26 protein-coding genes are annotated in these 26,249 nt (G+C 68.2%); 14 read left to right on the forward strand and 12 right to left on the reverse strand.

The features are described 5' to 3' along the window. The first annotated feature begins 26 nt into the window (after nt 1–26). The 3 genes from hutH to hutI are packed head-to-tail and all read left to right on the forward strand — an operon-like array spanning nt 27 to nt 4,458. Nucleotides 27–1,580 carry a histidine ammonia-lyase gene (gene hutH / locus BM349_RS18235; RefSeq protein ID WP_091709122.1) on the forward strand — a complete coding sequence of 518 codons (1,554 nt, stop codon included), beginning with the start codon at nt 27–29 and terminating at the stop codon, nt 1,578–1,580. Beyond that, nucleotides 1,577–3,235, forward strand: coding sequence for a urocanate hydratase (hutU, locus tag BM349_RS18240; protein ID WP_091709124.1), 1,659 nt, complete (start codon nt 1,577–1,579; stop codon nt 3,233–3,235). Before hutH ends, hutU begins: the two co-directional genes overlap by 4 nt. Beyond that, entirely contained in the window at nt 3,232–4,458 is a 1,227-nt protein-coding gene (gene hutI / locus BM349_RS18245) for an imidazolonepropionase (protein WP_091709126.1), read from the forward strand. Before hutU ends, hutI begins: the two co-directional genes overlap by 4 nt. A 79-nt stretch (nt 4,459–4,537) precedes the next feature. Here the strand turns inward: hutI and BM349_RS18250 are convergent, their stop codons facing one another. The 6 genes from BM349_RS18250 to BM349_RS18275 form a co-directional block, all read right to left on the reverse strand. After that, complete coding sequence (locus tag BM349_RS18250; protein WP_091709130.1) at nt 4,538–5,008, reverse strand: SixA phosphatase family protein; 471 nt, start codon at nt 5,006–5,008, stop codon at nt 4,538–4,540. Continuing rightward, nucleotides 5,005–5,892: an arginase family protein gene (locus BM349_RS18255; protein ID WP_091709132.1), complete on the reverse strand. Its 888-nt coding sequence runs from the start codon at nt 5,890–5,892 to the stop codon at nt 5,005–5,007. The genes BM349_RS18250 and BM349_RS18255 overlap by 4 nt, the downstream gene beginning before the upstream one ends. A gap of 24 nt (nt 5,893–5,916) precedes the next feature. Then, nucleotides 5,917–6,261, reverse strand: a complete 345-nt coding sequence (locus BM349_RS18260) for a gamma-glutamylcyclotransferase family protein (protein WP_091709134.1) — start codon at nt 6,259–6,261, stop codon at nt 5,917–5,919. 101 nt (nt 6,262–6,362) lie between these two features. Next, complete coding sequence (locus BM349_RS18265; protein WP_091709136.1) at nt 6,363–7,670, reverse strand: DUF445 domain-containing protein; 1,308 nt, start codon at nt 7,668–7,670, stop codon at nt 6,363–6,365. Beyond that, complete coding sequence (locus BM349_RS18270) at nt 7,667–8,842, reverse strand: acyl-CoA dehydrogenase family protein (RefSeq protein WP_091709138.1); 1,176 nt, start codon at nt 8,840–8,842, stop codon at nt 7,667–7,669. The genes BM349_RS18265 and BM349_RS18270 overlap by 4 nt, the downstream gene beginning before the upstream one ends. A gap of 88 nt (nt 8,843–8,930) precedes the next feature. Beyond that, nucleotides 8,931–9,704: an alpha/beta fold hydrolase gene (locus BM349_RS18275; RefSeq protein WP_254774002.1), complete on the reverse strand. Its 774-nt coding sequence runs from the start codon at nt 9,702–9,704 to the stop codon at nt 8,931–8,933. A gap of 55 nt (nt 9,705–9,759) precedes the next feature. On the opposite strand from BM349_RS18275, the gene BM349_RS18280 reads away from it, so the two are divergent. Further along, on the forward strand, nt 9,760–10,164 hold the full coding sequence (locus BM349_RS18280; protein ID WP_091709141.1) for a pilus assembly protein CpaE: 405 nt from the start codon (nt 9,760–9,762) through the stop codon (nt 10,162–10,164). Nucleotides 10,165–10,179: 15 nt separating this feature from the next. Here BM349_RS18280 and BM349_RS18285 read toward each other — a convergent pair whose 3' ends face one another. Continuing rightward, a complete protein-coding gene (locus tag BM349_RS18285; RefSeq protein ID WP_091709144.1) occupies nt 10,180–11,064 on the reverse strand; it encodes a dioxygenase family protein in 885 nt (294 codons plus the stop codon). A 53-nt stretch (nt 11,065–11,117) separates the two neighbouring features. Then, the gene (locus tag BM349_RS18290) at nt 11,118–12,323 is read right to left on the reverse strand and encodes an MFS transporter (protein ID WP_091709147.1); all 1,206 of its coding nucleotides are present in this window, start codon (nt 12,321–12,323) and stop codon (nt 11,118–11,120) included. A gap of 397 nt (nt 12,324–12,720) precedes the next feature. Between BM349_RS18290 and nrdH the strand changes: the two genes are divergently transcribed. The 4 genes from nrdH to nrdF all read left to right on the forward strand — a co-directional run bounded on the left by nrdH (nt 12,721) and on the right by nrdF (nt 16,630). Then, entirely contained in the window at nt 12,721–12,954 is a 234-nt protein-coding gene (nrdH, locus tag BM349_RS18295) for a glutaredoxin-like protein NrdH (protein WP_091709149.1), read from the forward strand. Between the two features lie 18 nt (nt 12,955–12,972). Next, nucleotides 12,973–13,443, forward strand: coding sequence for a class Ib ribonucleoside-diphosphate reductase assembly flavoprotein NrdI (gene nrdI, locus BM349_RS18300; RefSeq protein ID WP_091709151.1), 471 nt, complete (start codon nt 12,973–12,975; stop codon nt 13,441–13,443). Next, nucleotides 13,425–15,584, forward strand: a complete 2,160-nt coding sequence (gene nrdE, locus BM349_RS18305; protein ID WP_091709154.1) for a class 1b ribonucleoside-diphosphate reductase subunit alpha — start codon at nt 13,425–13,427, stop codon at nt 15,582–15,584. Before nrdI ends, nrdE begins: the two co-directional genes overlap by 19 nt. A gap of 68 nt (nt 15,585–15,652) precedes the next feature. Continuing rightward, complete coding sequence (nrdF, locus tag BM349_RS18310) at nt 15,653–16,630, forward strand: class 1b ribonucleoside-diphosphate reductase subunit beta (RefSeq protein WP_091709156.1); 978 nt, start codon at nt 15,653–15,655, stop codon at nt 16,628–16,630. 115 nt (nt 16,631–16,745) lie between these two features. Here the strand turns inward: nrdF and BM349_RS18315 are convergent, their stop codons facing one another. After that, the gene (locus tag BM349_RS18315) at nt 16,746–17,909 is read right to left on the reverse strand and encodes a glycosyltransferase (RefSeq protein ID WP_175525358.1); all 1,164 of its coding nucleotides are present in this window, start codon (nt 17,907–17,909) and stop codon (nt 16,746–16,748) included. Between the two features lie 157 nt (nt 17,910–18,066). Here BM349_RS18315 and BM349_RS18320 point away from each other — a divergent pair, with 157 nt between their 5' ends. The 3 genes from BM349_RS18320 to BM349_RS18330 all read left to right on the forward strand — a co-directional run bounded on the left by BM349_RS18320 (nt 18,067) and on the right by BM349_RS18330 (nt 20,185). Next, nucleotides 18,067–18,903, forward strand: coding sequence for a helix-turn-helix domain-containing protein (locus BM349_RS18320; RefSeq protein ID WP_175525359.1), 837 nt, complete (start codon nt 18,067–18,069; stop codon nt 18,901–18,903). A gap of 63 nt (nt 18,904–18,966) precedes the next feature. Next, nucleotides 18,967–19,548, forward strand: coding sequence for a dihydrofolate reductase family protein (locus BM349_RS18325; RefSeq protein ID WP_091709161.1), 582 nt, complete (start codon nt 18,967–18,969; stop codon nt 19,546–19,548). 64 nt (nt 19,549–19,612) lie between these two features. Then, nucleotides 19,613–20,185, forward strand: a complete 573-nt coding sequence (locus BM349_RS18330) for a YdeI/OmpD-associated family protein (protein WP_091709163.1) — start codon at nt 19,613–19,615, stop codon at nt 20,183–20,185. A 104-nt stretch (nt 20,186–20,289) separates the two neighbouring features. On the opposite strand, the gene BM349_RS18335 is transcribed toward BM349_RS18330, so the two are convergent. Further along, nucleotides 20,290–21,240: a DUF1214 domain-containing protein gene (locus BM349_RS18335; protein ID WP_254774003.1), complete on the reverse strand. Its 951-nt coding sequence runs from the start codon at nt 21,238–21,240 to the stop codon at nt 20,290–20,292. 122 nt (nt 21,241–21,362) lie between these two features. On the opposite strand from BM349_RS18335, the gene gnd reads away from it, so the two are divergent. Both gnd and BM349_RS18345 read left to right on the forward strand, forming a co-directional pair. Further along, entirely contained in the window at nt 21,363–22,412 is a 1,050-nt protein-coding gene (gene gnd, locus BM349_RS18340; protein WP_302848259.1) for a phosphogluconate dehydrogenase (NAD(+)-dependent, decarboxylating), read from the forward strand. 95 nt (nt 22,413–22,507) lie between these two features. Further along, nucleotides 22,508–23,875, forward strand: coding sequence for a glucose-6-phosphate dehydrogenase (locus BM349_RS18345; protein WP_091709165.1), 1,368 nt, complete (start codon nt 22,508–22,510; stop codon nt 23,873–23,875). A gap of 235 nt (nt 23,876–24,110) precedes the next feature. Here BM349_RS18345 and BM349_RS18350 read toward each other — a convergent pair whose 3' ends face one another. Continuing rightward, nucleotides 24,111–24,824 (reverse strand): hypothetical protein, encoded by a 714-nt coding sequence (locus BM349_RS18350; protein ID WP_139230985.1) that lies wholly within the window; start codon nt 24,822–24,824, stop codon nt 24,111–24,113. A gap of 9 nt (nt 24,825–24,833) precedes the next feature. On the opposite strand from BM349_RS18350, the gene BM349_RS18660 reads away from it, so the two are divergent. Continuing rightward, nucleotides 24,834–25,292: a hypothetical protein gene (locus tag BM349_RS18660; protein WP_139230986.1), complete on the forward strand. Its 459-nt coding sequence runs from the start codon at nt 24,834–24,836 to the stop codon at nt 25,290–25,292. Between the two features lie 11 nt (nt 25,293–25,303). Here BM349_RS18660 and BM349_RS18360 read toward each other — a convergent pair whose 3' ends face one another. Continuing rightward, nucleotides 25,304–26,191 carry an alpha/beta fold hydrolase gene (locus BM349_RS18360; protein WP_217645698.1) on the reverse strand — a complete coding sequence of 296 codons (888 nt, stop codon included), beginning with the start codon at nt 26,189–26,191 and terminating at the stop codon, nt 25,304–25,306. Nucleotides 26,192–26,249 lie beyond the last annotated feature (58 nt).

Genomic DNA, 26,249 nt, shown 5'->3' on the forward strand with positions numbered 1-26,249 from the left:
CGAGCGGGCGGGTGTGGAATCGAGTCATGACCACAGTCATCGATCACCACACCGACACCGTCGTCGTCGGCGCGGCACCCCTGCGCCCCGAGGACGTCGTCGCCGTCGCGCGCCACGGAGCGCGCGTCGAGCTCGACGCCGTCGCCCTCGAGCGGATCGCAGCGTCGCGCATCCTCGTCGAGGACCTCGCGGACGACCCCGAACCGCACTACGGCATCTCGACCGGGTTCGGAGCGCTCGCCACGACGTTCATCGCGACGCCGCGCCGCGCCCAGCTGCAGGCGAGCCTCATCCGCTCCCATGCGGCCGGCACCGGCGCCGAAGTCGAGACCGAGGTCGTGCGCGCGCTGCAGCTGCTGCGCCTGCAGACCCTCGCCACCGGTCACACCGGCGTGCGACCGGTCGTCGCCCTGACCTACGCCGGGATGCTGAACAGCGGGATCACCCCGATCGTGCGCGAGTACGGTTCGCTGGGCTGTTCGGGCGACCTCGCCCCGCTCTCGCACGTCGCGCTGGCCGCGATGGGCGAGGGGGACGTCCGCACCGCCACCGGGGAGCTCACTTCCGCGGGCGATGCCCTTGCCGAGGCGGGCCTCGAGCCACTCGTCCTTCGCGAGAAGGAGGGCCTGGCGCTGATCAACGGCACGGACGGCATGCTTGGGATGCTGCTCATCGCGCTCCACGACCTCTCGGTGCTGCTCGAGACCGCCGACATCGCCGCCGCCATGTCGATCGAGAGCCAGCTGGGCACCGACGCTGTGTTCGCCGCAGACCTCATGGCCCTGCGCCCGCAGGTCGGGCAGGCCGCCTCCGCCGCCAACCTCCGCGCGTACCTCGGCGACTCGCCGATCGTCGCGTCGCACAAGGGTCCTGAGTGCACCCGCGTCCAGGACGCGTACTCGCTGCGGTGCGCGCCGCAGGTGCACGGCGCCGCGCGGGACACCGCCGACTACGCCCGGTCGATCGCATTCCGCGAGCTGTCATCGGCGGTGGACAATCCGGTCATCACCGACGACGGCCGGGTGGAGTCCAACGGCAACTTCCACGGCGCCCCGGTCGCGTACGTCCTGGACTTCCTCGCGATCGCGGTCGCCGACGTCGCCTCGATCTCGGAGCGGCGCACCGACCGCGCCCTGGACCCCGCCCGCAGCCACGGCCTGCCGCCCTTCCTCGCCCACGAGGTCGGAGTGGACTCGGGCCTCATGATCGCGCAGTACGCGGCGGCCGGGATCGTCTCCGAACTCAAGCGCCTCGCGGTTCCGGCATCCGTCGATTCGATCCCCTCCAGCGCGATGCAGGAGGACCACGTGTCGATGGGGTGGGCCGCCGCACGGAAGCTGCGCCGCGGGATCGACGGGCTCGCCCGCGTGCTCGCGATCGAGGTGCTGACCGGAGCACGAGCGATCGATCTGCGCGCTCCACTCCAGCCCGGACCGGCGACCGGAGCTGTGCGCGACCTCGTGCGCACCGTCGTCCGCGGACCCGGCCACGACCACTTCCTCTCACCCGACATCGAAGCGGTGACCGACCTGGTCATCTCCGGCCAGGTCGCCGCAGCCGCAGAAGGAGCAGTCCGATGAGTCAGTCCACCGAGGCCCGGACCGTGCGCGCCGCGCGCGGCAACGTGCGCACCGCCAAGAGCTGGGGCGCCGAGGCAGCCAAGCGCATGCTGATGAACAACCTCGACCCCGAGGTCGCCGAGCACCCCGAAGACCTCGTCGTCTACGGCGGCACCGGCAAGGCGGCGCGCAGCTGGGAGGCGTACGACGCGATCGTGCGCACGCTCGACGAGCTCGAGCCCGATGAGACCCTCCTGGTGCAGTCGGGCAAGCCGGTCGGCGTGTTCCGCACGCACGAGTGGGCGCCCCGCGTGCTGATCGCCAATTCGAACCTCGTGGGGGACTGGGCGACGTGGCCCGAGTTCCGCCGGCTCGAGCAGCTCGGACTCACGATGTACGGGCAGATGACGGCGGGCTCCTGGATCTACATCGGCACCCAGGGCATCCTGCAGGGCACGTACGAGACCTTCGCAGCCGTCGCCCGCTCGCTCGGGCGGGACGACCTCACCGGCACCCTGACGCTGACCGGCGGATGCGGCGGCATGGGCGGCGCGCAGCCGCTGGCCGTCACGCTCAACGGGGGAGCCGTGCTCATCGTCGACGTCGACGAGTCGCGCCTCGCGCGCCGCGTCGAGCACGGCTACCTCGACGAGTACACGACCGATCTCGATGAGGCCGTCGCCCGCGTCGTGGCCGCCAAGGACGAGGGCCGCGCCCTGAGCGTCGGCATCGTCGGCAACGCCGCGCTCGTGTTCCCCGAGCTGCTCCTGCGCGGCACGCCCATCGACATCGTGACCGACCAGACCAGCGCGCACGACCCGCTCGCCTACCTCCCGGTCGGCGTCGACGTGGACGACTGGCGTGCCGAGGCCGAGCGCGACCCGGCCGGCTTCACCGACCGCGCGCGCGGAAGCATGGCCAAGCAGGTCGCCGCGATGGTCGGATTCCAGGATGCCGGAGCCGCGGTCTTCGACTACGGCAACTCGATCCGCGCCGAGGCGCAGCTGGGCGGCTTCGACCGGGCGTTCGAGTTCCCCGGCTTCGTGCCGGCGTACATCCGGCCGCAGTTCGCGGAGGGCCGCGGCCCGTTCCGGTGGGTGGCGCTCTCCGGTGATCCCGAAGACATCCGCAAGACGGACGAAGCCGTCAAGGCGCTCTTCCCCGACAACGCCGGACTCGTGCGGTGGCTCGACAAGGCAGGTTCGACCGTGCACTTCGAGGGCCTGCCGGCGCGCATCTGCTGGCTCGGGTACCAGGAGCGGCACCTCGCCGGCCTGAAGTTCAACGAGATGGTGGCCTCGGGTGAGCTCGCCGGGCCGATCGTGATCGGTCGCGACCACCTGGACGCCGGTTCGGTCGCGTCTCCCTACCGCGAGACCGAGGCCATGGCGGACGGCTCCGATGCGATCGCCGACTGGCCGCTCCTGAACGCGCTGCTGAACACCGCGTCAGGGGCTTCCTGGGTCTCGATCCACCACGGCGGTGGCGTGGGTATCGGGCGCAGCATCCACGCCGGGCAGGTGACGGTCGCCGACGGCACACCGCTGGCCGCGGAGAAGCTCGCGCGGGTGCTCACGAACGACCCGGGCACCGGCGTCATGCGGCACGTCGACGCCGGGTACGACCGTGCGAAGGACGTCGCGCGCGAGCGCGGCCTGAAGGTGCCGATGCTGTGAACAGCACCCTGATCACGAACATCGGCGAGCTGACGACCAACGTCGCGGCCGCCGGTGATCCGTGCGGCACGATGCGCGACGCCGCGGTGATGATCGAGGGCGACCGCATCGTCTGGGTGGGTCCGGCTGCTGACGCGCCGCACGCCTCCGAGTCGGATCCGGCCGTTGAGCGAGGCGGGCAGCGTCGAGACGAAACGCCGACGGCTGCGGTCGAGGTCGTGGATGCCGGGGGACGCGCGCTCATCCCCGGCTTCGTGGACAGTCACACCCACCTCGTGTTCGGCGGCGATCGAGCTGACGAGTTCGAGGCGCGCATGGCGGGCACGCCTTATGCCGCCGGCGGCATACGTCGCACGGTGGCGGCCACGCGCGCGGCGAGCGACGACGAACTGCGCCGGCGGCTCGCCGACTTCGTCGCCGAGCTGCACGCGCAGGGCACCACGACGTTCGAGGTCAAGACCGGCTACGGGCTCACCGTGCACGACGAGGCCAGGCTCGCGCGGCTCGCCGCCGAGGTCACGCCCGAGGTCACGTTCCTCGGCGCACACGTGGTGCCGGCCGAGTTCGCCGACCGGCGCGAGGACTACGTCGAGCTCGTCTGCGGCGAGATGCTGCAGGCCTGCGCGGCGCACAGCAGGTGGATCGACGTGTTCTGCGAGCGCGGCGCCTTCACCCCCGACGAGAGCCGTCGCATCCTCGCCGCCGGCATCGCGCACGGTCTGCTCCCGCGCGTGCACGGCAACCAGCTCGGCCCCGGCGAGGGCGTGCGGATCGCGGTCGCGCTGGGCGCGGCATCCGTCGACCACTGCACCTACCTCGACGACGCCGACATCGAGGCGCTGGCAAGCAGCGGCACCGTGGCGACGCTGCTGCCGGGAGTCGAGTTCTCGACCCGCCAGCCGTATCCCGACGCCCGCCGCCTGATCGACGCGGGCGTCACCGTCGCGCTCGCGAGCGACTGCAACCCGGGATCCAGCTTCACCAGCTCAATGCCGCTCATGATCGCGCTCGCCGTGCGCGAGATGGGCATGACGACGGCCGAGGCGGTGTGGGCGGCGACCGCGGGCGGTGCGCGCGCGCTGCGCCGCGACGACGTCGGCGTGATCGCCGCCGGCAAGCGCGCGGACCTCGTGCTGCTGGATGCCCCGACCCGCACGCACCTGTCCTACCGGCCGGGCGTTCCCCTCATCCGCACGGTCTGGCGTTCCGGCCGGTCGGGCTGAGCCCCGCCGAGTTGCGGCAACGGGCCGCTTACGAGCCGGGCATGGTGGCCGATCGCCGCAAGTCGGTCCCGACGCGGGGTCAGCGCGGAGTGTCGAACGTCCAGTCGGCCGGTGCGAGGGAGCCGACGACGTCCCAGTCGTCGTCGTCCCACCTGAACCCTGCGACCGCGCAGGTCGGCATGTGCGAGATCTCGCCCTCGGACAGGCGCTCGGCGAGCGCCGACATCCCCGGGTCGTGGGCGACCACGATGACCCGCCCGGCCGCGCTGGCCGCCGCGGTCTCCAACAGGATGCTCGCCGGCGCGCCGTAGAGCGCGGGATCGAGGTTCACCGCCACATCGAACTCCGCGGCGAACGCCTCAGCGGTCGTGCGTGCGCGCAGGGCAGTGCTCGAGAGGATCACCTCCGGCCGGAAACCCGTCTCCGCCAGAGCGCGCGCCATCCGCGGCGCGTCCCGCATGCCCCGGTCGTTGAGGGGCCGGTCGTGGTCGTCGAGACTCGGGTCGCCCCAGTCCGACTTCGCGTGGCGGACCAATACCAGTCGGATCATGAGCGTGTCCCCAATCCTGCGAGCAGTTCGAGCACGCACAGCGCGGCGAGCCGCACGGTGCGGTGGTCTGGTGCGTCGGCCGTCGCGTCCACCTCGACGATGTCGGCCGACTCCAGGCGCGAATCGGATGCCGCGGCACGCACGAGCGCCCGGAGCTCCCACGCGGCCAGGCCACCGGGGACGCTCGCCGGGCACCCGGGGGCGACGGAGCGATCGCACACATCGACGTCGATGTCGAGGTGGATGCCGCCGCCCCCGGTGCCCGCGACCTCGAGCGCCTGGTCCATCACGTCCGCGGCCCCGCGCCGGCGCACGTCGTCCAGGCCGATCACGGTGATGCCGTAGTCGGCCGCCCGCCGGGCGTATGCGACCGAGTTCGCGAAGTCTGCGATGCCGATCTGCACGATCCGAAGCGGGTCCAATCCGTCCTCGATCAGCCGCCGCACCGGCGACCCGTTCGAGACACCGTCGCGCAGGTCGAAGTGCGCGTCGAGGGTGATGAGCCCGGCCGACCCGACGCCCTGGGCCAGGGCATACGTGGCGCTGTTGTCGCCGCCGAGTGCGACCACGAGCCGGGAGCGCGCATGCGCGTCGGCGGCGAGCGCGCGCACCTCGCCCTCGCCATCCGGTCCGTCAGGCTCGGCGACGTCACCGGCGTCGGCGATGCGGAGCGCGCCGAGGTCCACCGGGCCCGCCATCAGCGCAGGGCTGTAGCGGCGGAGCGCGTCGCGGACGGCGGCCGGGGTGGCGTGGGCGCCCGTCGGCGAGAGGGATGTCCGCCACGCGGGCACACCGATCAGCGTGAGATCGACATCGCCCTCGAGGGAGGCGAATGGTGGCCAGTCGCCTGCGCGGGGCCAGAGTTCGTCATGAGAGAGCGCCACGCTCCGACGCTACTCCGACCGACCTCAGTTCGAGACGTAGACCCACGCGGGACGGCCGCTCTGCAGGTGCACTTCGACGCGACGGTACAGGACGACCTCGTATTCGTCCGCGGCATCGAGCTCGTCCTCAGTGACCCACAGCACCTTGCCTGTGACCTTGTCGAGCGTGTTGCCGGTCGCGCGGACGATCGGGTGCACCGAGTGACCGGACAGATCCACCACGCGCGGGTCGTCGATCTCGGCATAGTCCACGGTGAAGCCCGGCAGCGCGTCGTCTTCGCCGTCGACGAGGCGTCCGAAAGTGTCGAGCTGCACATCCGGATTCTGCAGAGTGCCATAGCTGAACAACAGCTGGTCGGGCGCGGCCACGGGATCAGGGTACCCCCGCGGCGGGCGCCCGCCGAGGGGGTCTGTCACACGGAGACAGAATGTTCACATCCCGGAAATGCGGGCCTCGCTCGGACCGTGGATCAGCCGAGCAGGGCGTGCGCGATCGTGAAGATGAGCAGGCCCGCCAGGGCGCCGACGATCGTGCCGTTCAGGCGGATGTACTGCAGGTCGCGGCCGACCATGAGCTCGATCTTCTCGGTGGTCTCGGCGGGGTCCCATCGCTCGACGGTGTCGGTGATGATCGACGCGATGTCGTGGCGGTAGCGGTCGACGAGGAAGACCGCGGCCTCGGTCACCCAGCCGTCGACGCGCCGCTGGAGGGCGGCATCCGTCGTGAGGCGCGAGCCGACCTCGCTGAGCGCCTGGGCGGCACGGCGACGCAGGCCGCTCTGCGGATCGGCGAGCGATTCGAGCAGCCCGGTCTTGGCGGTGTTCCACGCCTCCGAGGCGAGTTCGCGCACCCGCGGGCTGTCGAACAGGTTGGCCTTGGCCTCCTCGAGCCGCGCCATCGTGGCGGGGTCGTGCTGCAGGTTCTCGGCGAGGCGATGGAGGTAGCCGTCGATCGCGATGCGGGCGGGATGCCGAGGGTCGGCCTGAACAGCGGCGACGAACTTCACGGCCTCGTTGTAGACGGTGTCATCGACGAGGCGCTGCGCGATCGAGGGCACCCACGCCGGGAGCCGGCGCGAGACGAGCCCCGAGAACGACGCGTGATTGGCCGCGAGCCACGCCGCGATGCTGTCGATGCCCATGTCGACGGCGCCGTGGTGGGCGCCGGATTCCACGATGCGTCCGAGCCATCCGCCCAGCGGCGGCCCCCACTGCGGGGCGATGAGGTGCTCGCGGGCGAGATCTTCGATCACGTCGTTCACGTCGTCGTCGCTCAGCGCCCGCAGCACTCCGGCGGCCATGAGCGAGGCCTCCGCGCCGACCCGCTCGGCGTGCGCCGGAACGCTCAGCCACTCGCCCAGGCGCGCGGCGATCGCGGTCTCCTCGAGCTTGGTGCGCACCACGTCTCCCCGGAGGAACTCGGTCTCGACGAACTCACCGAGGTTCTGGCCGATCTCGTCCTTGCGGTTCGGGATGATCGCGGTGTGCGGGATGGGGATGCCGAGCGGATGCCGGAACAGCGCGGTGACCGCGAACCAGTCCGCCAGCGCGCCGACCATGCCGCCTTCGGCGAACGCCCGGACGTAGGCGAGCGGCGGGTACTGCTCCTGGAACGCGAATGCGAACAGGAACAGCACCGCCATGAAGAGGAGTGCGCCGAGCGCGACGCCTTTCATGACCCGGAGGCCATGGCGGCGTTCCTGGTCGGCCGGGCTCAGCAGGGCGGTCGGTGTCCGTCTGCGCTTGACGGCGGGCTCGACCCGGCTCGTGGTGCTCATGCCTCGACCGGCCCGAGCCACGCGGTGGCCACCGTCGTGTGCGCCGACTCGGGGTCGGACGGATGGAACATGCCGGCGATCACGTCGCGGTAGAGCCGGCTGAGCTCGCTGCCGGAGAAGTAGGACGAGCCGCCCGACACGAGGATCGCATCGTCGACGACGCCCTTGGCCATCGTGACCGCGCGGTGCTTGACGCCCGCGAGCAGCGAGAACCATCGCCTGCCGTGGTCGACATGGTCGTCGATGTCGCGGCAGATCCGCTCCAGCTGCGGCGGCAGCGCGTCGTACGCGATCGCCATGTCGGCGATGCGCCAGCGGATGTCGGGATCCTGACTGTATGCCAGTCCCGACTTCTTCGACCGCCGTTTCCCCACGGTCTGCACGGACAGATCGAGCGCTCGCCGCGCGATGCCCGTGTAGACCGAGGCGAGCAGCACCTCGAACACGCCGAAGATGCCGAACACGAGCGGATCCGGCTCGGGTCGCGGGTCGATGCGACGCACGACCCGGTCCGCTGGGGCGATCGCGCCGTGCAGCTCCGTCGTGCGCGACTGGGTGCCGCGCATGCCCAGGGTGTCCCAGTCGTCGCGGGTGACGATGTGCCCGTCAGCCTCCTCGGTTCGCGGGACGAACGCGTAGACCATCTGCGGGGCGTCCGCCGAGGTGGTGTCGAGCCCGTGCAGGCCGAGCTGGGTCCACACCGGCGCGAGCGAGGTGAAGATCTTCGTGCCCGTGAAGGAGTACGAGCCGTCCGCCCGCGGGGCGGCATCCGTGTCGCTGCCGAACAGCACCAGATCGTTGCCGGCCTCGCTGATGCCGAACGCGAAGACCTCCCCGGCGACGGCGCCCTCCTGCACGAAGCGCAGGTCGTCGATCCCGCGGTCGGCGAGCACCTTCGCGACCCCGGTCCAGACCAGGTGCATGTTGATCGCCAGCGCCGTGGCCGGAGCCGCCCCGGCGAGCCGCTGCTGCAGCACGGAGGCCTCGGCGAGCCCGAGACCGCCGCCACCGAGCTCGGTGGGAACGAGGATCGCGAGGTATCCGGCATCCGTCAGCTCGGCGAGGTCCTGCTCCGGGAAGGTGTTCTCGCGGTCGTGGACGGCTGCCCGCTCGCGGATGCGGTCGAGCAGATCGTCGGGAAGCCAGCGGGTCGGATCGAAGTCGCTCACCATGCCATTCTCACGCGGCGGCGCTCCCGAGGGGGCCGCACCGCGCGGGGGAGGGTGTCGAGGTCGTTGGTGCGGTGACGGATGCCGCGCCTCAGGCGCCGACGATCTCGAGGAACTGTGCGATGGTCTCCTCGGGCTTGTCCCGGTGCGGGGAGTGCCCTGCGCCGATGACCGTGGAGTGCGCGATCGCCGGATTGGCGGCCCGCAGCGCATCCAGCCGATCGCCCCAGTAGATGCTGTAGACCTTCGGATCGGAGCCCAGGATGTGCGTCGGGACGGTGAGCGCGGTGGCCACGGCTGTGACGTCCCACGGCTGGTTCTGCGCGCTGGTCTGCTCGACTGCCCACCGACTGGCCTGACGGGCCGACACCGCCTTCAGCTCGATGTCCTGCGGGTGCCACGACGGGTGGGCGGCGCGAACTGCCGCCTCGCTGGGGTCGGCGAACGCCTCCTCCTGGCTGGCCTGCACGATCTCCAGGTCGCGGGGAGTGGGCTGGATCGCGGGGTCGATCAGGATCAGACGCTCGGTCCACGCGGGGTGCCCGCCGGCGGCCACGATCGCGGCGGCGCCGCCCAGTGAGTGGCCGACGACCAGGTTCCACGGGCCGGCGCCGTCCGGTGCGGCGGCGACCAGGTCGGCGGCGTAGGCGGCCACCGAGTAGTCCAGGGTCCGCGGCGCCACCCCGTGACCGCGCAGATCCACGGCGGTCGCATGCCATCCCGCATCGGCGAGCGCGACTCCGTAGCGCCACATGAGCGCGCCGTTCGAACCGAGCCCGTGCACGAGGAGCGCGCGACGATCGGACGCGGGATCGCCCCACGACAGACGGGGCAGCGCGACGGGTGCGGGCAGGGGTGCGGGCATGGAAACAGCATAGGAGCGGCCCGGCGTCCCCCCGGGCGGGGCCATGATGGTTGGCATGATCTCGACGGAATCGGCAGTCGCACTGCGTGACGCGGGGCTCGTGTGGCACCCGCGGTCCGGCGACCGGTTCCAGCTGAACGAGCCCGAGTTCGAGGCGGACGTCTTCACCGTGAGCGAGATGACGATCGAGCCCCGCGACTACCCGACCGGCCGCATCCTCTCGTTCAACGGCACGACCGAGTGGGCGCTGGACTCCGTCGCCCTGGAGGATGCGCTGTGGCTGCCGCACGAGAGCCAGCTGCGCGAACTGCTGCGCGGCGCGTTCCGCTCGCTGCGCCGGCTGAGCGACACGCACGAGGTGGAGATCGTGGTGGGGGACCAGAGCTTCGTGTTCCAGCATCCCGAGCCCGCCGATGCCTACGCGCTCGCCGTGCTGGAATTGCTGCGCCGGATCGGCTGAGGCAGTCCCGCGCGTTCAGACGCCGATCGTGAGGGCGGCCGTGTATCCCGCGCCGACCGAGCCCGACATCGTCGCGATCTGGTGGATGCCGCCGTCGTCGCCGAAGACGTTGTCGCTCTGCAGGGAGATCTGCGAGGCGTTCTGCACGCTCTGCTCGTACCCGCTCGTCGCGTAGACCAGTGCGTTGGCCTCGCCGGGCAGTGCGATCTGGCTCGTCTTGACGATCGGACCGGAGGCGACGGCAGTGGCGACGTCGTCATAGACCTCGAAGTGGATGTGCGGCCAGCGGCCGGAGTAGCAGGCCGGATAGATCGAGGTGACGGTGACGGTGCCGGTCGAGTCGGTCTGTTGCACGCCGCGCAGGTAGTTCTCGTTCTCCGCACCGCTGCTGTACAGCGAGTACCGGCCCGCCTGGTCGCAGTGCCAGATGTAGACGCCCTTGCCCACGAGTGCGGCGCCGGTCGCGGCATCCCGCACGGTGAGCGCGATCGTGAGCGGCACGCCCTGCGCGACGGTCGTGGACGCACCGAAGCTGGAGCGGATGTCGCTGCGGACGATTCCCGAGTCATCGAGCACGTTCACGCCGTTCGAACCGTCGCCCGGGTACGGTCCGCCGGTCTCGTCCGGAACCTCGGAGACGGGCGCGGATGCCGCGGCGGTGGCGCTCGCGGTCGGAGTGGGCGTCGGGGTGGCGGTGGCGGTGGCCGTCGCGGTGGGGGAGGCCGCTGCATCCGTGTCCTGCACACCGCAGGCCGCCAGCAGGGAGGTCAGCGTCAGGCCGCCGAAGATGCCGAGCACCCGGCGCCTGTTGATGAGGGTCTGCACGTCGTAGACGAGGCCGCGGTGATCCTCGTCGATCACGTCGCCGTTCTTGTCGATCCATCGCTGCTCTTCGCTCATGCCCCCATGAAAGGACACGAGGCTATGCGTCGGCTATGGGCCGGCGATGGCGTTCAGGTGATCGTGCCGACCGGCTCCGTGTCGGGGATCGGGCTGGGGTCGCGATGGCGCAGATCGGGGAAGGAGCGCACGCAGGCGACCGCGACGACGGTCCCGACGATCGCGAAGGCTGCTGCGGCCCAGTAGGCGCCCTGGGGGCCGACGCCGTCGATGAGGAATCCGGCCACGGCGGATCCTGCCGCTGCGCCGATCAGCTGCCCGGTGCCGATCCAGCCGTACGCCTCGGCGGTCTCGCTGAACTTGACGCTCGCACTGGTCATCGCGAACAGCACCGCGAGCGCGGGTGCGATGCCGATCCCGGCCAGGAAGAGCGTGCCGCCGATCCAGAAGATGTTCAGCGAGAACACCGTGAGCGAGAGCCCGACGGCGATGATCGCGAGGCGGCGCGCCATCGCCCATCTCCCGATCGGGATGTGGCCGAACGACAGCCCGCCGGCGAGGCTGCCGATCGAGAAGATCGCGAGCACGATGCCGGCCTCGAGACCGCCGTGGGCGAAGGTGGCGACGACCCCGGCCTCGACGGCAGCGCACGCGCCGATCAGGAGGAAGCCGATGACGGTGGCCAGCAGCACCTGGGGTTTGGCGAGCACCTTGCCGAGGCTGCGGCGGCTGCGCGGGATGCGCACACGCCCGACCTCGGGGGAGAGGATGAACCACGCGCCGCCGCTGATCAGGATCACGACGATGAGCAGGAGCGCCTGCACCGTGCCGATCTGCGTGGCCACGAGAGTGATGACGACCGGCGCGACGATCCAGATGACCTCCTGCAGCGACGCGTCGAACGAGAACAGCGGGGTGAGCTGGCGCGAGTTGACCATCTTGGGGTAGATCGTGCGCACCGCCGACTGCACCGGAGGCGTCGACAGTCCGGCGATCAGGCCCAGGACCATGTAGACCGGGACGACCGACTCGACGAGGGCGATCGCGGTGATCGCGCATGCGCAGATCACCAGGGTCGTGGTGAGCACGCGTCGCATGCCCCACGCGCCCATCCAGCGGCTCGTCACGGGGCCGGCGATGGCCTGCCCGACCGAGGTCGCGCCGAGGACGAGGCCCGCCGCGCCATACGAGCCGGTGACGTACTGGATGTGCAGCAGGATCGCGAGGCTCGTCATGCCGTTGGGGAATCGAGCCGTCAGCTGGGCGGCCATGATGCGCGCCACGCCCGGCGTGCGCAGAAGATCCCGATAGCCCGCCACCCGTCAACGCTACCGGCAGCGTCGGCGCGCGAGCGCAGTGCGTGCCGGGAAGCAGCCTCGAGGGATGCGCGACACGCCGCGACACGCCCAGGAGCGCATTCCACAGGCGAATCGGGTGTCGGAACCCCGTCGTACGTTCGCACCTGTGGACAGATGCGGCCGGGGCATCCGAAACCGGCGTGATTCAGGGTTTTTCCAGGTTCAGAATCGACCGGTCTCCTGTGGATGAAACGGTGGACAACCTGTGTTGTACATGTGGAGAGCGGTGCAAAACTACACGGATGTAACTACTACCCCTTGTGGTGCTATCCAATGTCGGTACCCATATGTAGTATTGGACTCCCGGTGGGGGGTCTACCGGATGCAACACACGAATTTGAGGGAGAACGGGTCACACATGTCGATCACCGTCTACACCAAGCCCTCCTGCGTTCAGTGCACGGCGACGTATCGCGCACTTGATTCGAAGGGCATCGAGTACGAGGTTCTGGACCTCTCGCAGGACCCTGCGGCCCTCGAGCAGGTCAAGGCCCTGGGGTACCTCCAGGCGCCGGTCGTCATCACCGATGAAGACCACTGGTCGGGCTTCCGTCCCGACAAGATCGACGAGCTCGCCAGCCGTCTCGCGTAGTCACCGTTTGGAGTAGACATGGTCACCGCGGTCGCCGTGCACGAGCGCAGCGCGACCCAAGAGACCGGCCGGCAGGCGCCGCTGCTCGTGTACTTCTCGAGCATCTCCGGCAACACCGCTCGTTTCGTCGAGAAGCTCGGCATGCGCGCGGTGCGGATCCCCCTTCACCACTCGGATGCCGCGCTCATCGTCGATGAGCCGTTCGTGCTCGTGACCCCCACGTACGGCGGCGGTCAGGGCAGGGGCGAAGAGAAGGGCGCGGTGCCCAAGCAGGTCATCCGGTTCCTCAACGAGGAGCAGAACCGCAGCCTGATCCGCGGAGTCATCTCCGCGGGGAACACGAATTTCGGCGAGCACTTCTGTCTCGCCGGAGAAGTCATCAGCCGCAAGTGCTCTGTGCCGCACTTGTACCGGCTCGAATTGTTCGGCACACCCGAAGACGTGGATCGCGTGAGCGACGGATTGGAACGATGGTGGAAGCTGCAGTGACGCAAGAGAAGACGTTCAAGGCGGATGCGCGGTTCGAGGGCATGGACTACCACGCGCTGAACGCGATGCTGAACCTGTACGACGAGAACGGCAGGATCCAGTTCGACGCCGACAAGCGCGCGGCGCGGGAGTACTTCCTGCAGCACGTCAACCAGAACACGGTGTTCTTCCACTCGCTCAAGGAGCGCCTGGACTACCTGGTCGAGAAGGAGTACTACGAGCCCACCGTGCTCGCGAAGTACCCGTTCGAGTTCATCCAGCAGCTCAACGACCTCGCGTACTCGAAGAAGTTCCGCTTCGAGACGTTCCTCGGCGCGTTCAAGTACTACACGAGCTACACGTTGAAGACCTTCGACGGCAAGCGCTACCTCGAGCGCTTCGAGGACCGCGTCGTGATGACCGCACTCGGCCTCGCAGACGGCGACCAGAAGCTCGCGACCGACCTCGTCGAGGAGATCATCTCGGGTCGCTTCCAGCCGGCCACGCCGACCTTCCTCAATTCGGGCAAGGCGCAGCGCGGTGAGCTCGTCTCGTGCTTCCTGCTGCGCATCGAAGACAACATGGAGTCGATCTCGCGCGGCATCAACTCGTCGCTGCAGCTGTCCAAGCGCGGCGGCGGCGTCGCTCTGCTGCTCTCGAACATCCGCGAGTCCGGCGCGCCGATCAAGCAGATCGAGAACCAGTCCTCCGGCATCATCCCCGTGATGAAGCTGCTCGAAGACAGCTTCAGCTACGCGAACCAGCTCGGCGCCCGTCAGGGTGCCGGCGCGGTGTACCTCAACGCGCACCACCCCGACATCATGCGGTTCCTCGACACCAAGCGCGAGAACGCCGACGAGAAGATCCGCATCAAGACGCTCTCGCTCGGTGTGGTCGTGCCCGACATCACCTTCGAACTCGCCAAGAACGGCGAGGACATGTACCTCTTCTCGCCGTACGACGTCGAGAAGGTCTACGGCGTGCCGTTCGGCGACATCTCGGTGACCGACAAGTACCGCGAGATGGTCGATGACGCGCGCATCAAGAAGACCAAGATCAACGCCCGCGAGTTCTTCCAGACCCTCGCCGAGATCCAGTTCGAGTCGGGCTACCCGTACATCATGTTCGAGGACACGGTGAACCGGGCCAACCCGATCAAGGGCCGGATCAACATGTCCAACCTGTGCAGCGAGATCCTGCAGGTGAACACGCCGACGACGTACAACGAAGACCTCTCGTACAAGGAGATCGGCAAGGACATCTCGTGCAACCTCGGGTCGATGAACATCGCCCTGTCGATGGATGCCGATGACCTCGGCCAGACGGTCGAGACCGCGATCCGCGCCCTCAGTGCGGTGAGCGAGCAGAGCCACATCGCGTCCGTCCGCTCGATCGAAGACGGCAACGACCGCTCGCACGCGATCGGCCTCGGGCAGATGAACCTGCACGGCTACCTCGCCCGCGAGCATGTCTTCTACGGGTCGGAAGAGGGCCTGGACTTCACAAACATCTACTTCTACACGGTGCTGTTCCACGCGCTGCGCGCGTCGAACAACCTCGCGATCGAGAAGGGCCAGGCGTTCGACGGCTTCGAGGACTCCGCGTACGCGAGCGGCACGTTCTTCGACAAGTACATCGACCGCGCCTGGGTGCCCGAGACCGAGAAGGTCAAGGAGCTGTTCGCCGGCAAGCACATCCCGACGCAGGAGGATTGGGTCGCGCTGAAGGCGAGCATCCAGCAGCACGGCATCTACAACCAGAACCTGCAGGCCGTCCCGCCGACCGGCTCGATCTCGTACATCAACAACTCGACGTCGTCGATCCACCCGATCGCGTCGAAGATCGAGATCCGCAAGGAAGGCAAGCTCGGTCGGGTCTACTACCCGGCAGCCTTCATGAGCAACGACAACCTGGAGTACTACCAGGACGCGTACGAGATCGGCTACGAGAAGGTCATCGACACGTATGCCGCCGCGACCCAGCACGTCGACCAGGGGCTGTCGCTGACGCTGTTCTTCAAGGACACCGCGTCGACCCGCGACATCAACAAGGCGCAGATCTACGCGTGGCGCAAGGGGATCAAGACGATCTACTACATCCGCCTCCGTCAGATGGCCCTCGAGGGCACGGAGCTCGACACCTGCGTCAGCTGCACGCTGTGACCCAAATGTCGGTGGTCGAGTAGCCGCGCAGCGGCGTATCGAGACCCTGAAACTGAGAAAGAACTCCAATGACTCCCGAACCGCTCAAGCTGCTCAGCCACGTGCAGGCCATCAACTGGAACCGCATCGACGACGAGAAGGACCTCGAGGTGTGGAACCGCCTCGTGAACAACTTCTGGCTGCCCGAGAAGGTGCCGCTGTCCAACGACATCCAGTCGTGGAACACGCTGACCCCCGACGAGCAGCTCCTCACGATGCGCGTGTTCACCGGACTCACACTGCTCGACACGATCCAGGGCACCGTGGGCGCGGTCTCGCTCATCCCTGACGCGATCACCCCGCACGAGGAGGCCGTGTACACGAACATCGCGTTCATGGAGTCGGTGCACGCGAAGAGCTACTCGTCGATCTTCTCGACGCTGTGCTCCACGAAGGAGATCGACGAGGCGTTCCGCTGGTCGGTGGAGAACCCGAACCTTCAGAAGAAGGCTCAGATCGTCATGGAGTACTACCGCGGCGATGAGCCGCTCAAGCGCAAGGTGGCCTCCACACTGCTGGAGAGCTTCCTCTTCTACTCCGGCTTCTACCTTCCGATGCACTGGTCGTCCCGGGCGAAGCTCACGAACACGGCCGACCTGATCCGCCTCATCATCCGCGACGAGGCCGTGCACGGGTACTACATCGGCTACAAGTTCCAGAAGGGGCTCGAGAAGGTCAGCCAGGCCGAGCGCGACGACCTGAAGGACTACACGTTCTCGCTGCTGTACGAACTCTACGACAACGAGGTGCAGTACACGCAGGACCTGTACGACGGCGTCGGGCTGACCGAGGACGTCAAGAAGTTCCTGCACTACAACGCGAACAAGGCGCTGATGAACCTCGGCTACGAGGCGATGTTCCCGTCGTCGGTCACGAACGTGAACCCCGCGATCCTCTCCGCGCTCTCGCCGAACGCCGACGAGAACCACGACTTCTTCTCGGGATCGGGATCCTCGTACGTGATCGGCAAGGCCGAGGCGACCGAAGACGAGGACTGGGACTTCTGAAACGCCCCTGACCGAGCAGATCAGCTCACTGACACGGTGTGGCGCGCACGGTCAGGGACGTTCGCAACAGCCGCAGAGCAGGCGAGCCTCCTGGTGAACGGCTGCCGGCAGGTGGTCAGCCGACCAGGGCGGCCAGGGTGTCGACGGCCTCGGCGGTCGACGGCAGGTCGGCGATCGCTGACGCGATGCGACGCGCCGACGCGGCGTACTCCGGATCCGCCAGCAGCCGGGGTACCTCTGCTGCGGCGAGCTCGACAGATGACGGCCCCCGCTCGACAGTGAGTCCGGCGCCCACCGCCGCGACATGGTCGCCGTTGACGATCTGATCGAAGGTGAACAGCGGTGCGACCACCTGGGGGACTCCCGCTGCCAGGGCGCCCATTGTCGTTCCGAATCCGCCGTGTCCGAGCATCGCCGCGGCCTGCCGCAGCACGGCATCCTGGGGCAACCATTGCTCCACGTGAGCGTTGGACGGCAACGGTCCCAGCCCGGTCGGGTCGACCTTCCGCCCGACCGTCAACAGCACCCGCGCCCGGACTTCGGCCAAGGAATCCAGCGCGCGACGGAACACGCCGACAAACGGCGGCAGCGATCCGGTGACCGAACCGAACGTGACATAGATCAACGGAAGCTGCGGATCGCCCCACTCGGGAAGGCTTTGCGCGTCGGCGCCCGGCCGAGGTTCGTGGAATCGCAGGAGGTCACCGCTGTCCGACGGCACCTGCGCACGAGCATCGTCGAGCACCTCGGGCACCAGGCTGAGGACGGTCTCGGATGCAAGCGCGGAGGTCATCCGGCCCTCGGCCAGACCGGCCAGCCGCCCGAGTTCCTCCAGTGGATCGTCGATGGCCTGCACGAATCGCGACAGAACCTCGTGCATGCCGATGCAGACGTGCACGTGGGTCAGACCCGCCCGCTCGGCGGCGGCGAGGGAGGCGAGCTCAGCGGTTTCGCGGAGGATCAGATCTGGACGCCAGCGCTCGATCGTCGTAATGAGCGAGGGAAGCGCGGCCTGTGCGTCGATCCGGGCGAACACCTCACGGACGACGATGTCGTCGGCCTCCTCGAACGTCAAGGTCGGCAACCTGCCCATGACGGGGCCGATCAACTCGGCGGGCCCATCCGCGAACGGTTCGTGTGCGAATCCTGCCTTCGCCACCGCGGCTGCGTAGGAGGCGGGGGCGGCCACCCGGACCTCGTGTCCCGCATCCGCCAGGGCTCGCGCGAACGGCAGCAGCGGCCCGAAATGGCCGTCGTTGGCGGTCGTCGCACACAGCACGCGCACACGCCTAGGCTCCCACCGGATCTCGCGCTCGGCAATGCAATCCCTTGGTAGGTCCTGCCGAACTGCGCCGAGGCATCCGCTGAGGGTGGGCGCGGGCTCGATGCTCGCGCCGACGCGTGTTGCCGGATGGGCCGTCGGCGATGATGTCAGCATGGAGTATCAGTCCCGGGTGCCCGGTCCGCCGCTCGACGGGCTGATCGACGATCTCTACTACCTGGAGGGCGTTCCGCCGTACCCCCGACTGCTGCTGCCGGCCGCGCCGGCGCCGTTGCTCATCGTCAACCTCGGGGCGCCATTCCTGATCCGGGTAGGGACCGACGCAGCGGTGGAGTACTCCGACGGCTGTGCGGTCACCACGCCCACCCGTGCCTGGGAGTTCGGCTACCCGACCCCGACTCGGTCCGTGGGCGTCCACTTCAAGCCGTGGGGGCTGGCACCGTTCCTTCCGATGCCCGCGGCCGAGTTGTGCGACCGACCGGCGACCGTGGAGCAGATCTGGGGCCGGCCCGCTGTCGCTGAGTTGCGCCGTCGACTGGCCTTGGCGGAGTCACCGCACCAGATGCAGGTGCTGCTCGAGGAGGAACTGGTTCGACGGTTGCGCCCGATCGACGGCCTGGACATCGTCCGCTACCTGAGCACCGCGATCGCGGAGACCGGGGGAGCCGTGCCGATCAGTGACCTCGGAATGGCGGCCCGCGCCAGCAGCACGTACGTCGCGAAGCGGTTCAAGGAGGTCATCGGTGTCACGCCGAAACGACTGGCGCGCAGTTACCGCTTCACCTTCACCGTGTTGGCGCTCGACGTCGCCGCGCCCATCGACTGGGGCGACGTCGCCATCCGCGCCGGCTACTTCGACCAGGCCCACTTCGTCCGCGAGTTCCGGGAGTACACGGGGCTCACACCGACGCGATACGTCGAAACTCGGCGACGTTTTCTGCGCGAGCACCCCGACCACGCGCTTGAAGGCTGGCCACTGCCGGCCGATTGATTTCCTACAAGAACGGACATCCGCGACGAACGAGACTTGGGGCTCTACACAGAGGAGGAACCCATGGGAAGAGTCGTCATGAATGCGTCGGTCTCGGTGGATGGCTTCATCGCGGCTGAGAACGACGACCCCGGTCCGCTGTTCGAGTGGTTGGTCAGCGGTGACGTGCCGCTGGACGACAGCGGCATCCTGAAGGTGTCGAAGGCGTCCTTCGACCACGTCCGGCCGTATTGGGACCAGATCGGAGTGACGATCGCAGGCCGCCATGTGTTCGACATCACCGATGGCTGGGACGGGACGCCACCGAGCGGGATCGACCACGTCGTGGTCGTGACGCACCGGCCGGCGCCCGAGGGCTGGGATCCCGAGGCGCCGTTCCATTTCGTCGACAGCATCGAAGCAGCAGTGACCAAGGCACAGGAGCTCGCGGGCGATCGCATCATCGAGTTCGCCGCGGGCGATGTCGGTGGCCAGGCGTTCGCGGCGGGCTTGATCGACGAAGTGCGCATGGACGTCGCGCCCGTCGTCCTCGGGTCGGGCAAACGCTACTTCGGTTCGGTCGACGCGCAACACCTGCTGGAAGACCCTGACGTCGTCATTCTTGGCAACCGCGTACTCCACCTGCGCTATCAGATTCGCCGTTGAACGGATCCGCACCGGCCACTGCGCGGTGGAGGATGATGTCCGTACGAAGGGCTACCGTTCGAGAATGGTCGCTGCCTCTGCCAAGCCCGTACTGGTCGTCGACTCTGTCGAGGAGTGGGAGCGCTGGCTGGAGTCCGATCCCGATCCTGACGGGGTGCGGCTCCGCACCCGGAAGGCGGCGTCGACCAAGCCGGGTATCTCATACGCCGAGGCGTTGGACGTCGCGCTGTGCTTCGGCTGGATCGACGGGCAGAAGCTGTCGTTGGATGCCGACTACTTCCTGCAGGTCTTCACACCGCGCCGGCCGCGTGGGGTGTGGTCGAAGGTCAACATCGAACACGCCGCCCGTCTGATCAAGGAGGGCCGGATGCGGCCCGCCGGCCACCGCGAGATCGACCGTGCGAAGGCGGACGGGCGGTGGGACGCCGCGTATCGTCAGCGCGACGGGGAGATCCCGCCCGAACTCCAGGCGGCACTCGATGCCGACCCGGCGATCGCCGCCGCGTTCGCGGCGCAGTCGGCGCAGAACCGCTTCGCGATGGCGTTCCGCGTGAGCAGTCTGAAGCGGCCGGAGACCCGTGCGGCCCGGGTCGCCCAGTACGTCGCGATGCTCGAGAGGGGCGAGACGATCCACTGAGTTGACGCGCGCCGGACCGAGGGCGCGCGGTCGCTCGCTACGCCGGCCAGCCACGCTCGACCGCATCCCTGGGCGCCGGGCCCCCGTGCGAGGCGGCGGCTGATCTACTGCGCTGTGACAGCAGGATCGAGGGTGGGGAATGTCCAGGTGCCGTCGAGGATCTCGGGTCGAGGTCGATAGAGGCGGACGAGGTAGTTCCATCCCTCAGTGATGGGGATCGCATTCGAGCGTTCTGAGTCGGCTCCGAAATGCACGGTCACGGTGCCGTCGTCGTTGCGCGTGCCGGTGATGTTGTTCACCGTGTACACGCCGCGGTCGTTGGGCTCGAAGAATCCTTGGGCGTTGTAGACCGAGATCGACCAGAACCCGTCGACGGGGACATCGCCGACGGTCAGTTCGTATTCTCCGACCGGCAGTCGCGGGTCCACTCCGATGTAGGAGGCCTCCGTCGAGGGCAGCCCGCCCCAGCCTGCCGCGGTGCCGATCAGGTGTCGGATGGGCTCGACTTCGTCGGCGGTGCCGAACATGTGGTCGAACCCGGTGAGGTTCCGAGCCAGTGCGAGCAGCGCGTTGCGGGTTTCGTCGAAAGACACGGTGTCGTAGTCCGGATAGGTGAAAGCCGTCGCCGCCGCGCCGGTCAACACGATCTGGTCCTGGATCCGGGCGACAGCTGCAATGTCGTCCGGGTTCGCCGGATCGACGAGGATTCTCACCGCCACCACGACGTATGGAGTGCCGAACTCCTGCGCCGTCAGCTCGTAGGTGCCCGCATCGTGGAAGACCGCCTCGACGAAGTGGTCTTCATTGACGACCATCGCTGACAAGTACCTGTCGCCGTGCTCGGGGAGAGTCAGAGTCGCACCGTTCGTCACGTCGACCACGGCGAAACTGTAGAGCGTGTCACGGTTGAGGCGAATCACCGTCTGATTGTCGATCGCGGCCGGCTCCCGATTGTGGACGAAGCGATTGACGCCGCCGGCGTTGGCCTGGAGATCGTGGAACATCCGATCGGTTTCAGCGCGGGCGAAGTTGTCGGCATTCACGCGAATACTCACATCGCCGATCCTGCCACAGCCCCCGGGAACCCCTCGCCCGCGAAACGACCTCGCCGTAGACTCCGGTGATCCGCCGCTCGGGCGGGGTCGATCGATCAATCGGAGAGAGCATGCGGCTGGGAATGGTCGGCCTCGGCCGGATGGGTGGGAATCTCGCACGGAGGCTGATGCGAGATGGTCATGAGACCGTGGTCTTCGATGTCACCGAAGCGGCCGTCGCAGCCCTCGAAAGCGAGGGAGCGGAGGGCAGCCACACCATCGAGGAGATGGTTGCGAAGCTGCACGCGCCACGCGTGGTGTGGCTGATGATCCCCGCCGGACTCACGGGAAAGGTGGTCGACCAGGTCGCGGATCACCTCGAGTCCGGTGACATCATCATCGACGGTGGCAACTCCAACTACCGCGATGACGTCCGCCGCGCCGCGAAGCTGAAGGAACGCGGCATCCACTACGTCGATGTCGGTACGAGCGGCGGCGTGTTCGGACTGGAGCGGGGCTACTGCCTGATGGTCGGCGGCCCCGATGAGGCGGTGAGGGTGATCGAGCCGATCCTCAGGACGATCGCACCGGGGCCGGGCGAGATCCCGCGGACTCCCGGTCGGGAAGGCGACTACGCCCCTGAGGAGCAGGGGTACCTGCACTGCGGACCATCTGGCGCGGGCCACTACGTGAAAATGGTGCACAACGGCATCGAATACGGCATCATGGCGGCACTCGCGGAGGGGCTGAACATCCTCGACAACGCGGATGCCGGCATCCGCGAGTCCGAGCATTCGGCCGAGGTCGCGCCACTCGAGGAGCCGGAGTTCTACCAGTTCACGGTCGACACTCCCAAGGTCGCTGAGCTCTGGCGCCGCGGCTCGGTCATCTCTTCGTGGTTACTCGATCTGACGGCCGCCGCGTTGGAGGAGAACCCGACACTGGACGGTCTCGCCGGTCGCGTGTCGGATTCCGGCGAGGGCAGATGGACGATCAAGGCCGCCGTCGACACGGGAGTTCCTGTCCCGGTGCTCGCGGCGGCACTGTTCGAGCGCTTCGCCTCTCGCGGTGAGGACCACTACGCGAACCAGCTGCTCTCGGCGATGCGCTTGCAGTTCGGCGGGCACAACGAGCTCCCCGCCGGCGACGTGCTCGAAGCCGGCACCCGGAAGGCGGACTCCGACAGCGCGTGACGTCCGGCGGTTGCCCGGGGTCCGACCGGATAGCACCGGCGCGGCTCGCGCACCAGGGGGCGTCGCGCCGAACGACCACGACCTAGCATCGGGCTGTGACCAAGCGTCGAGCACCCAAGAGCGTGAGCCTGTTGATCCTCGGAGCCGGGGGAGACCTGACCAAGCGCCTGCTGCTCCCGGGGCTGGCGAGCCTGCTGTCGGCGCACGACTATGACGTGCAGGTGCTGGGCGCGGCGCGGGAAGAGCGCACGGACGCGGAGTGGCGGCAGCTGATTCGCGACAGCTTCGAGCAGGTCACCGAACCCGAGAACGGCGACCGCTACCTCGAATCCGCTCGGTACATCACCGCAGACGTGACGGATGCCGAGCAGCTGCGCACCCTGATCGCGGCGTGTGACCACACGCCCATCATCTACTTCGCCCTGCCGCCCGCCGTCACCACCAAGGTGTGCGCCGTGCTGCGTCAACTCGACCTCCCCGATGGCACTCGCCTCGCGCTCGAGAAGCCGTTCGGCACCGACCTGAAGTCTGCTCGTGCGCTGAACCGACAGATCGCGCAGGTCGTGCCCGAAGAGCAGGTGTTCCGCATCGACCACTTCCTGGGGATGTCGATGGTGCTGAACATCCTCGGCCTGCGGTTCGCGAATCAGTTCTTCGAGTCGGTATGGAACGGCCGCCGGATCGAACGCGTCGAGATCGTCTACGACGAACTGCTCGGACTCGAAGGGCGTGGCGGCTACTACGACCACGCAGGGGCCTTGGTCGACATGCTGCAGAGCCACCTGCTCGAAGTCCTCGCGCTCGTCGCGATGGAGCAGCCTCCGCGGCTGAATGAAGTGGAACTCCGATCCAACGCAGCGCAGGTTCTGCGCGCCACCCACCTGTGGGACGACGACCCGGTCGCGTCCAGCCGCCGAGCCCGCTACACCGCAGGCAAAGTGGGCGACCGGAAGATGCCTTCGTACGCGGATGAACCGGGTGTCGACCCGGCGCTGATGACCGAGACGCTCGCGCAGGTCACTCTCGAGGTGGACACCGCGCGGTGGCACGGCGTGCCGTTCGTGCTGCGGTCGGGCAAGGCGCTCGGCAAGTACGTCACGCAGGTGCGTGTGCAGATGCGGCCGGTGCCGGAGATCCCCGGGTTCGGCGGCGCTCCGGCGCCCGACTCGATCATGCTCGATCTCAAGTCGGGAGCAGTCGAACTCGATCTGACCATGAACGGAAGCGGCGACCCGTTCACATTGGAGCGCAGCACGCTCGAGGTCAAGAAGGAGCCGGGCGACCTGCTCCCGTATGGGCAGGTGCTGCAGGGCATCGTCGAGGGCGACCCACTGCTGTCCGTGCGCGCTGACATGGCGGAGGAGTGCTGGCGCATCTTGGAACCGGTGCTGCGCGCGTGGCGCAAAGGCGATGTCCCGCTAGAGGAGTACACGGCGGGCTCCCTCGGCCCGAAGGGCTGGTAGGTGTGGCGCCGACGTGGATCCCTCACCTCCCCCACGTGCTTGTCGTGGTTCACGTGGGGGAGTAAGCAGGTGTGACTCGTGTTCGGCCGAGGCGTGTGATGAGAGGAGTCGCGATGAGGGGCGATCAGGATCGACGACACGTGCGTCGGGCGATAGGGGCAGTGCTCGTGGCGGTGGGAATAGCAGCAGCGGTCCTGGCTGCGCCGGCCGCATCGGCGGCCCCCGGCACCCTCGACTATTTCGCGTCGGGGTAGAGCAAGCCCACGAGGGTGCGCGTCGCCGCCGCCGGCGAGAGGTCGTCGAGAAGCCCGGCCGGGACCTGCATGGGCGGAAAGTGGGCGGGGATCGGTTTGCTCGCGTCGATGGACAGCCCCACCGCGCGTTCCAGATCTGCCAGGGCGATGATCCCCTGGCGGTCCAGCCGCAGTCCTTCCCCGTTCAGCTCGAGGATCGGAAGCGAGCCCAAGGCATTGTGCGGGGCCGATGATTCGAACAGCAGCGGCATGCTGTGCCGGCGGCAGAAGGCAGCAGCATCCTCGATCTCGACGATCTCTGTGGAGCCGGCCTCGTTCATCGACGTGGCTGCCACCCACTGCACGCCGGCGTGCCACAGGGCCTCGATGAAGCCGAAGGTCCCCGGCATCCTTCGCGGATCGAACACCTGCACCCACTGTCTCCCCTGATTCTCCGAGATGAGGTGCTCGGGAATCCGATGGGTGGGATGAGCTGGCGCACGGACGGCGATCATGCATGCCAGCTCCGCCGCGAACCACGGGGTTCCGAGCAACCGCTGCACTTCGGGGGGCAAGGATGCGGCGTCGATGAGATCGATCAGCTCTTGAGCGCCGACACAGATCCCGAGCGGTTTGAACCCCCGACCGGCGCCCTTGATGGCCATGATCCGCTCGGCGACACCCGCGTGGGCCCCGTCGACGATGAGTCCGAACACCGTGCCGAAATGCGCGCCGACGACCTCGCCCGATCGGATGATCTCGACGGCGCGAGCGACAGCGCCCCTGTCATCGAACGAAACGATTTCCACGGCATCATTCCACCATGCGGCCGCCTGACTGCGGCTCGGGATCTCCGCGGTTTCGTCTCGATGAGCGCTTGCCGAACGAGAGTCGTGGGCCAGCGGTCAACGGAAGTGCGGGGTTTGAGTCAGGGAGTCGCCGCGGCCGGTCCGACCGTTCCGCGGGCGTTCTACGCTCCCTATATGCAGCCATCGAAACCGAGCCTGAAGGACCTTGCCGAGCAGAATCGGAAGCTGGTCGAACGGGTCAGCGCGACTGTCACGACGCGGCCCATCGTCAACTGGCACGACACCGCAGACCAGCGGCGCCGGTTCGGAGAGCGGGCCGCCGATGCGCTGCGTAACGGGATGGGCAGTTGGGGATTCGCGCAAGTGGCCTGGTGACGAACCCTGGATCAGTCCCGCACCGCGAGCACGACGTCGTGAATCGAGTCGATGACAAGCTGCGGGTTGCCGAGCTGCACGTAGTGGTTGCTTCGGGTGTCGGTGACGTGGACAGCGTCCGTGAACTTCGCAGGCAGCAGATCCTGGGCGGAAAGTTGCGCTGCCCACAGCGCATCGGCGAACTCCTGGTCAACAGCCGCCGGCAGCTGCCCGGATGCCACCAGCTCGGGTGTCAGCTGCGGCGTGTCGGCGGTGAGCACGATCACCGGAATGTCGCGAACGGGCGCCGAATCCTGCATCTCGGTGACAAGCGTGGCGAAGTCGAAGGACTCGGCGCCGGGCTGTGTCGGCGCGTTGATCTGTTCGAACACCGCCTGCTGTTCGGCGGTCAGCCCCGCTTGAAGATCTTCCGACAGCGCATCGACGAGCACCAGTCCGGCGACGTCGTCCGGATGCTCGCTCGCGAAGAGCCGGATGATCGGACCGCCATAGGAATGACCGGCGAGTACGAACGGGCCCTTTTCACCGGACGCGGCCAGGAGCTTCTGCACGTCGTCTGCCGAGATCTGTGCGGTGGTGGGCTGGTCCACCTCCGTGGATCTGCTCCCACCGGTGCCGGGCCGGTCGTATGCGCACACTCTCGTGAAGCGGGCGACGTCTTCGTAAACCGTGGGCGTGTCGGGACCCGCCTCGTCGAGTCGGGTGTTCCACACTTCTGCGCTGTCGCCGAGCCCTGATACCAGGACGACGGTCGGCGAACCGTTGCCATGACACTCGAGGTAAAGATCTCGCCCGTCGCCGACATTCACCGTGCCGGCACGATCGATCGCCGCATCCGGCGAGTTGGTGGGGGAGATGCCTTCGACCACCGAGCACCCGGCAAGGAGGACGACAGCCACGACGACGAGGATGAACGGGTGGTGAGGGCGCGCCGCGTCCCTCCGCCGTCCCCGACCC

It is taken from the genome of Microbacterium sp. cf046, from assembly GCF_900114345.1.
Lineage (GTDB): Bacteria > Actinomycetota > Actinomycetes > Actinomycetales > Microbacteriaceae > Microbacterium.

Bases quoted from the DNA above. Each gene is read 5' to 3' on its own strand.
- hutH (WP_091709122.1), top strand. From the start codon at position 27: ATGACCACAGTCATCGATCACCACACCGACACCGTCGTCGTCGGCGCG.
- hutU (WP_091709124.1), top strand. From the start codon at position 1,577: ATGAGTCAGTCCACCGAGGCCCGGACCGTGCGCGCCGCGCGCGGCAAC.
- BM349_RS18250 (WP_091709130.1), bottom strand. From the start codon at position 5,008: ATGATCCGACTGGTATTGGTCCGCCACGCGAAGTCGGACTGGGGCGAC.
- BM349_RS18265 (WP_091709136.1), bottom strand. From the start codon at position 7,670: ATGAGCACCACGAGCCGGGTCGAGCCCGCCGTCAAGCGCAGACGGACA.
- BM349_RS18270 (WP_091709138.1), bottom strand. From the start codon at position 8,842: ATGGTGAGCGACTTCGATCCGACCCGCTGGCTTCCCGACGATCTGCTC.
- BM349_RS18275 (WP_254774002.1), bottom strand. From the start codon at position 9,704: ATGCCCGCACCCCTGCCCGCACCCGTCGCGCTGCCCCGTCTGTCGTGG.
- BM349_RS18280 (WP_091709141.1), top strand. From the start codon at position 9,760: ATGATCTCGACGGAATCGGCAGTCGCACTGCGTGACGCGGGGCTCGTG.
- BM349_RS18285 (WP_091709144.1), bottom strand. From the start codon at position 11,064: ATGAGCGAAGAGCAGCGATGGATCGACAAGAACGGCGACGTGATCGAC.
- nrdH (WP_091709149.1), top strand. From the start codon at position 12,721: ATGTCGATCACCGTCTACACCAAGCCCTCCTGCGTTCAGTGCACGGCG.
- nrdI (WP_091709151.1), top strand. From the start codon at position 12,973: ATGGTCACCGCGGTCGCCGTGCACGAGCGCAGCGCGACCCAAGAGACC.
- nrdE (WP_091709154.1), top strand. From the start codon at position 13,425: ATGGTGGAAGCTGCAGTGACGCAAGAGAAGACGTTCAAGGCGGATGCG.
- nrdF (WP_091709156.1), top strand. From the start codon at position 15,653: ATGACTCCCGAACCGCTCAAGCTGCTCAGCCACGTGCAGGCCATCAAC.
- BM349_RS18320 (WP_175525359.1), top strand. From the start codon at position 18,067: ATGGAGTATCAGTCCCGGGTGCCCGGTCCGCCGCTCGACGGGCTGATC.
- BM349_RS18325 (WP_091709161.1), top strand. From the start codon at position 18,967: ATGGGAAGAGTCGTCATGAATGCGTCGGTCTCGGTGGATGGCTTCATC.
- BM349_RS18330 (WP_091709163.1), top strand. From the start codon at position 19,613: ATGGTCGCTGCCTCTGCCAAGCCCGTACTGGTCGTCGACTCTGTCGAG.
- gnd (WP_302848259.1), top strand. From the start codon at position 21,363: ATGGTCGGCCTCGGCCGGATGGGTGGGAATCTCGCACGGAGGCTGATG.
- BM349_RS18660 (WP_139230986.1), top strand. From the start codon at position 24,834: ATGCGCGCCGACGACCTCGCCCGATCGGATGATCTCGACGGCGCGAGC.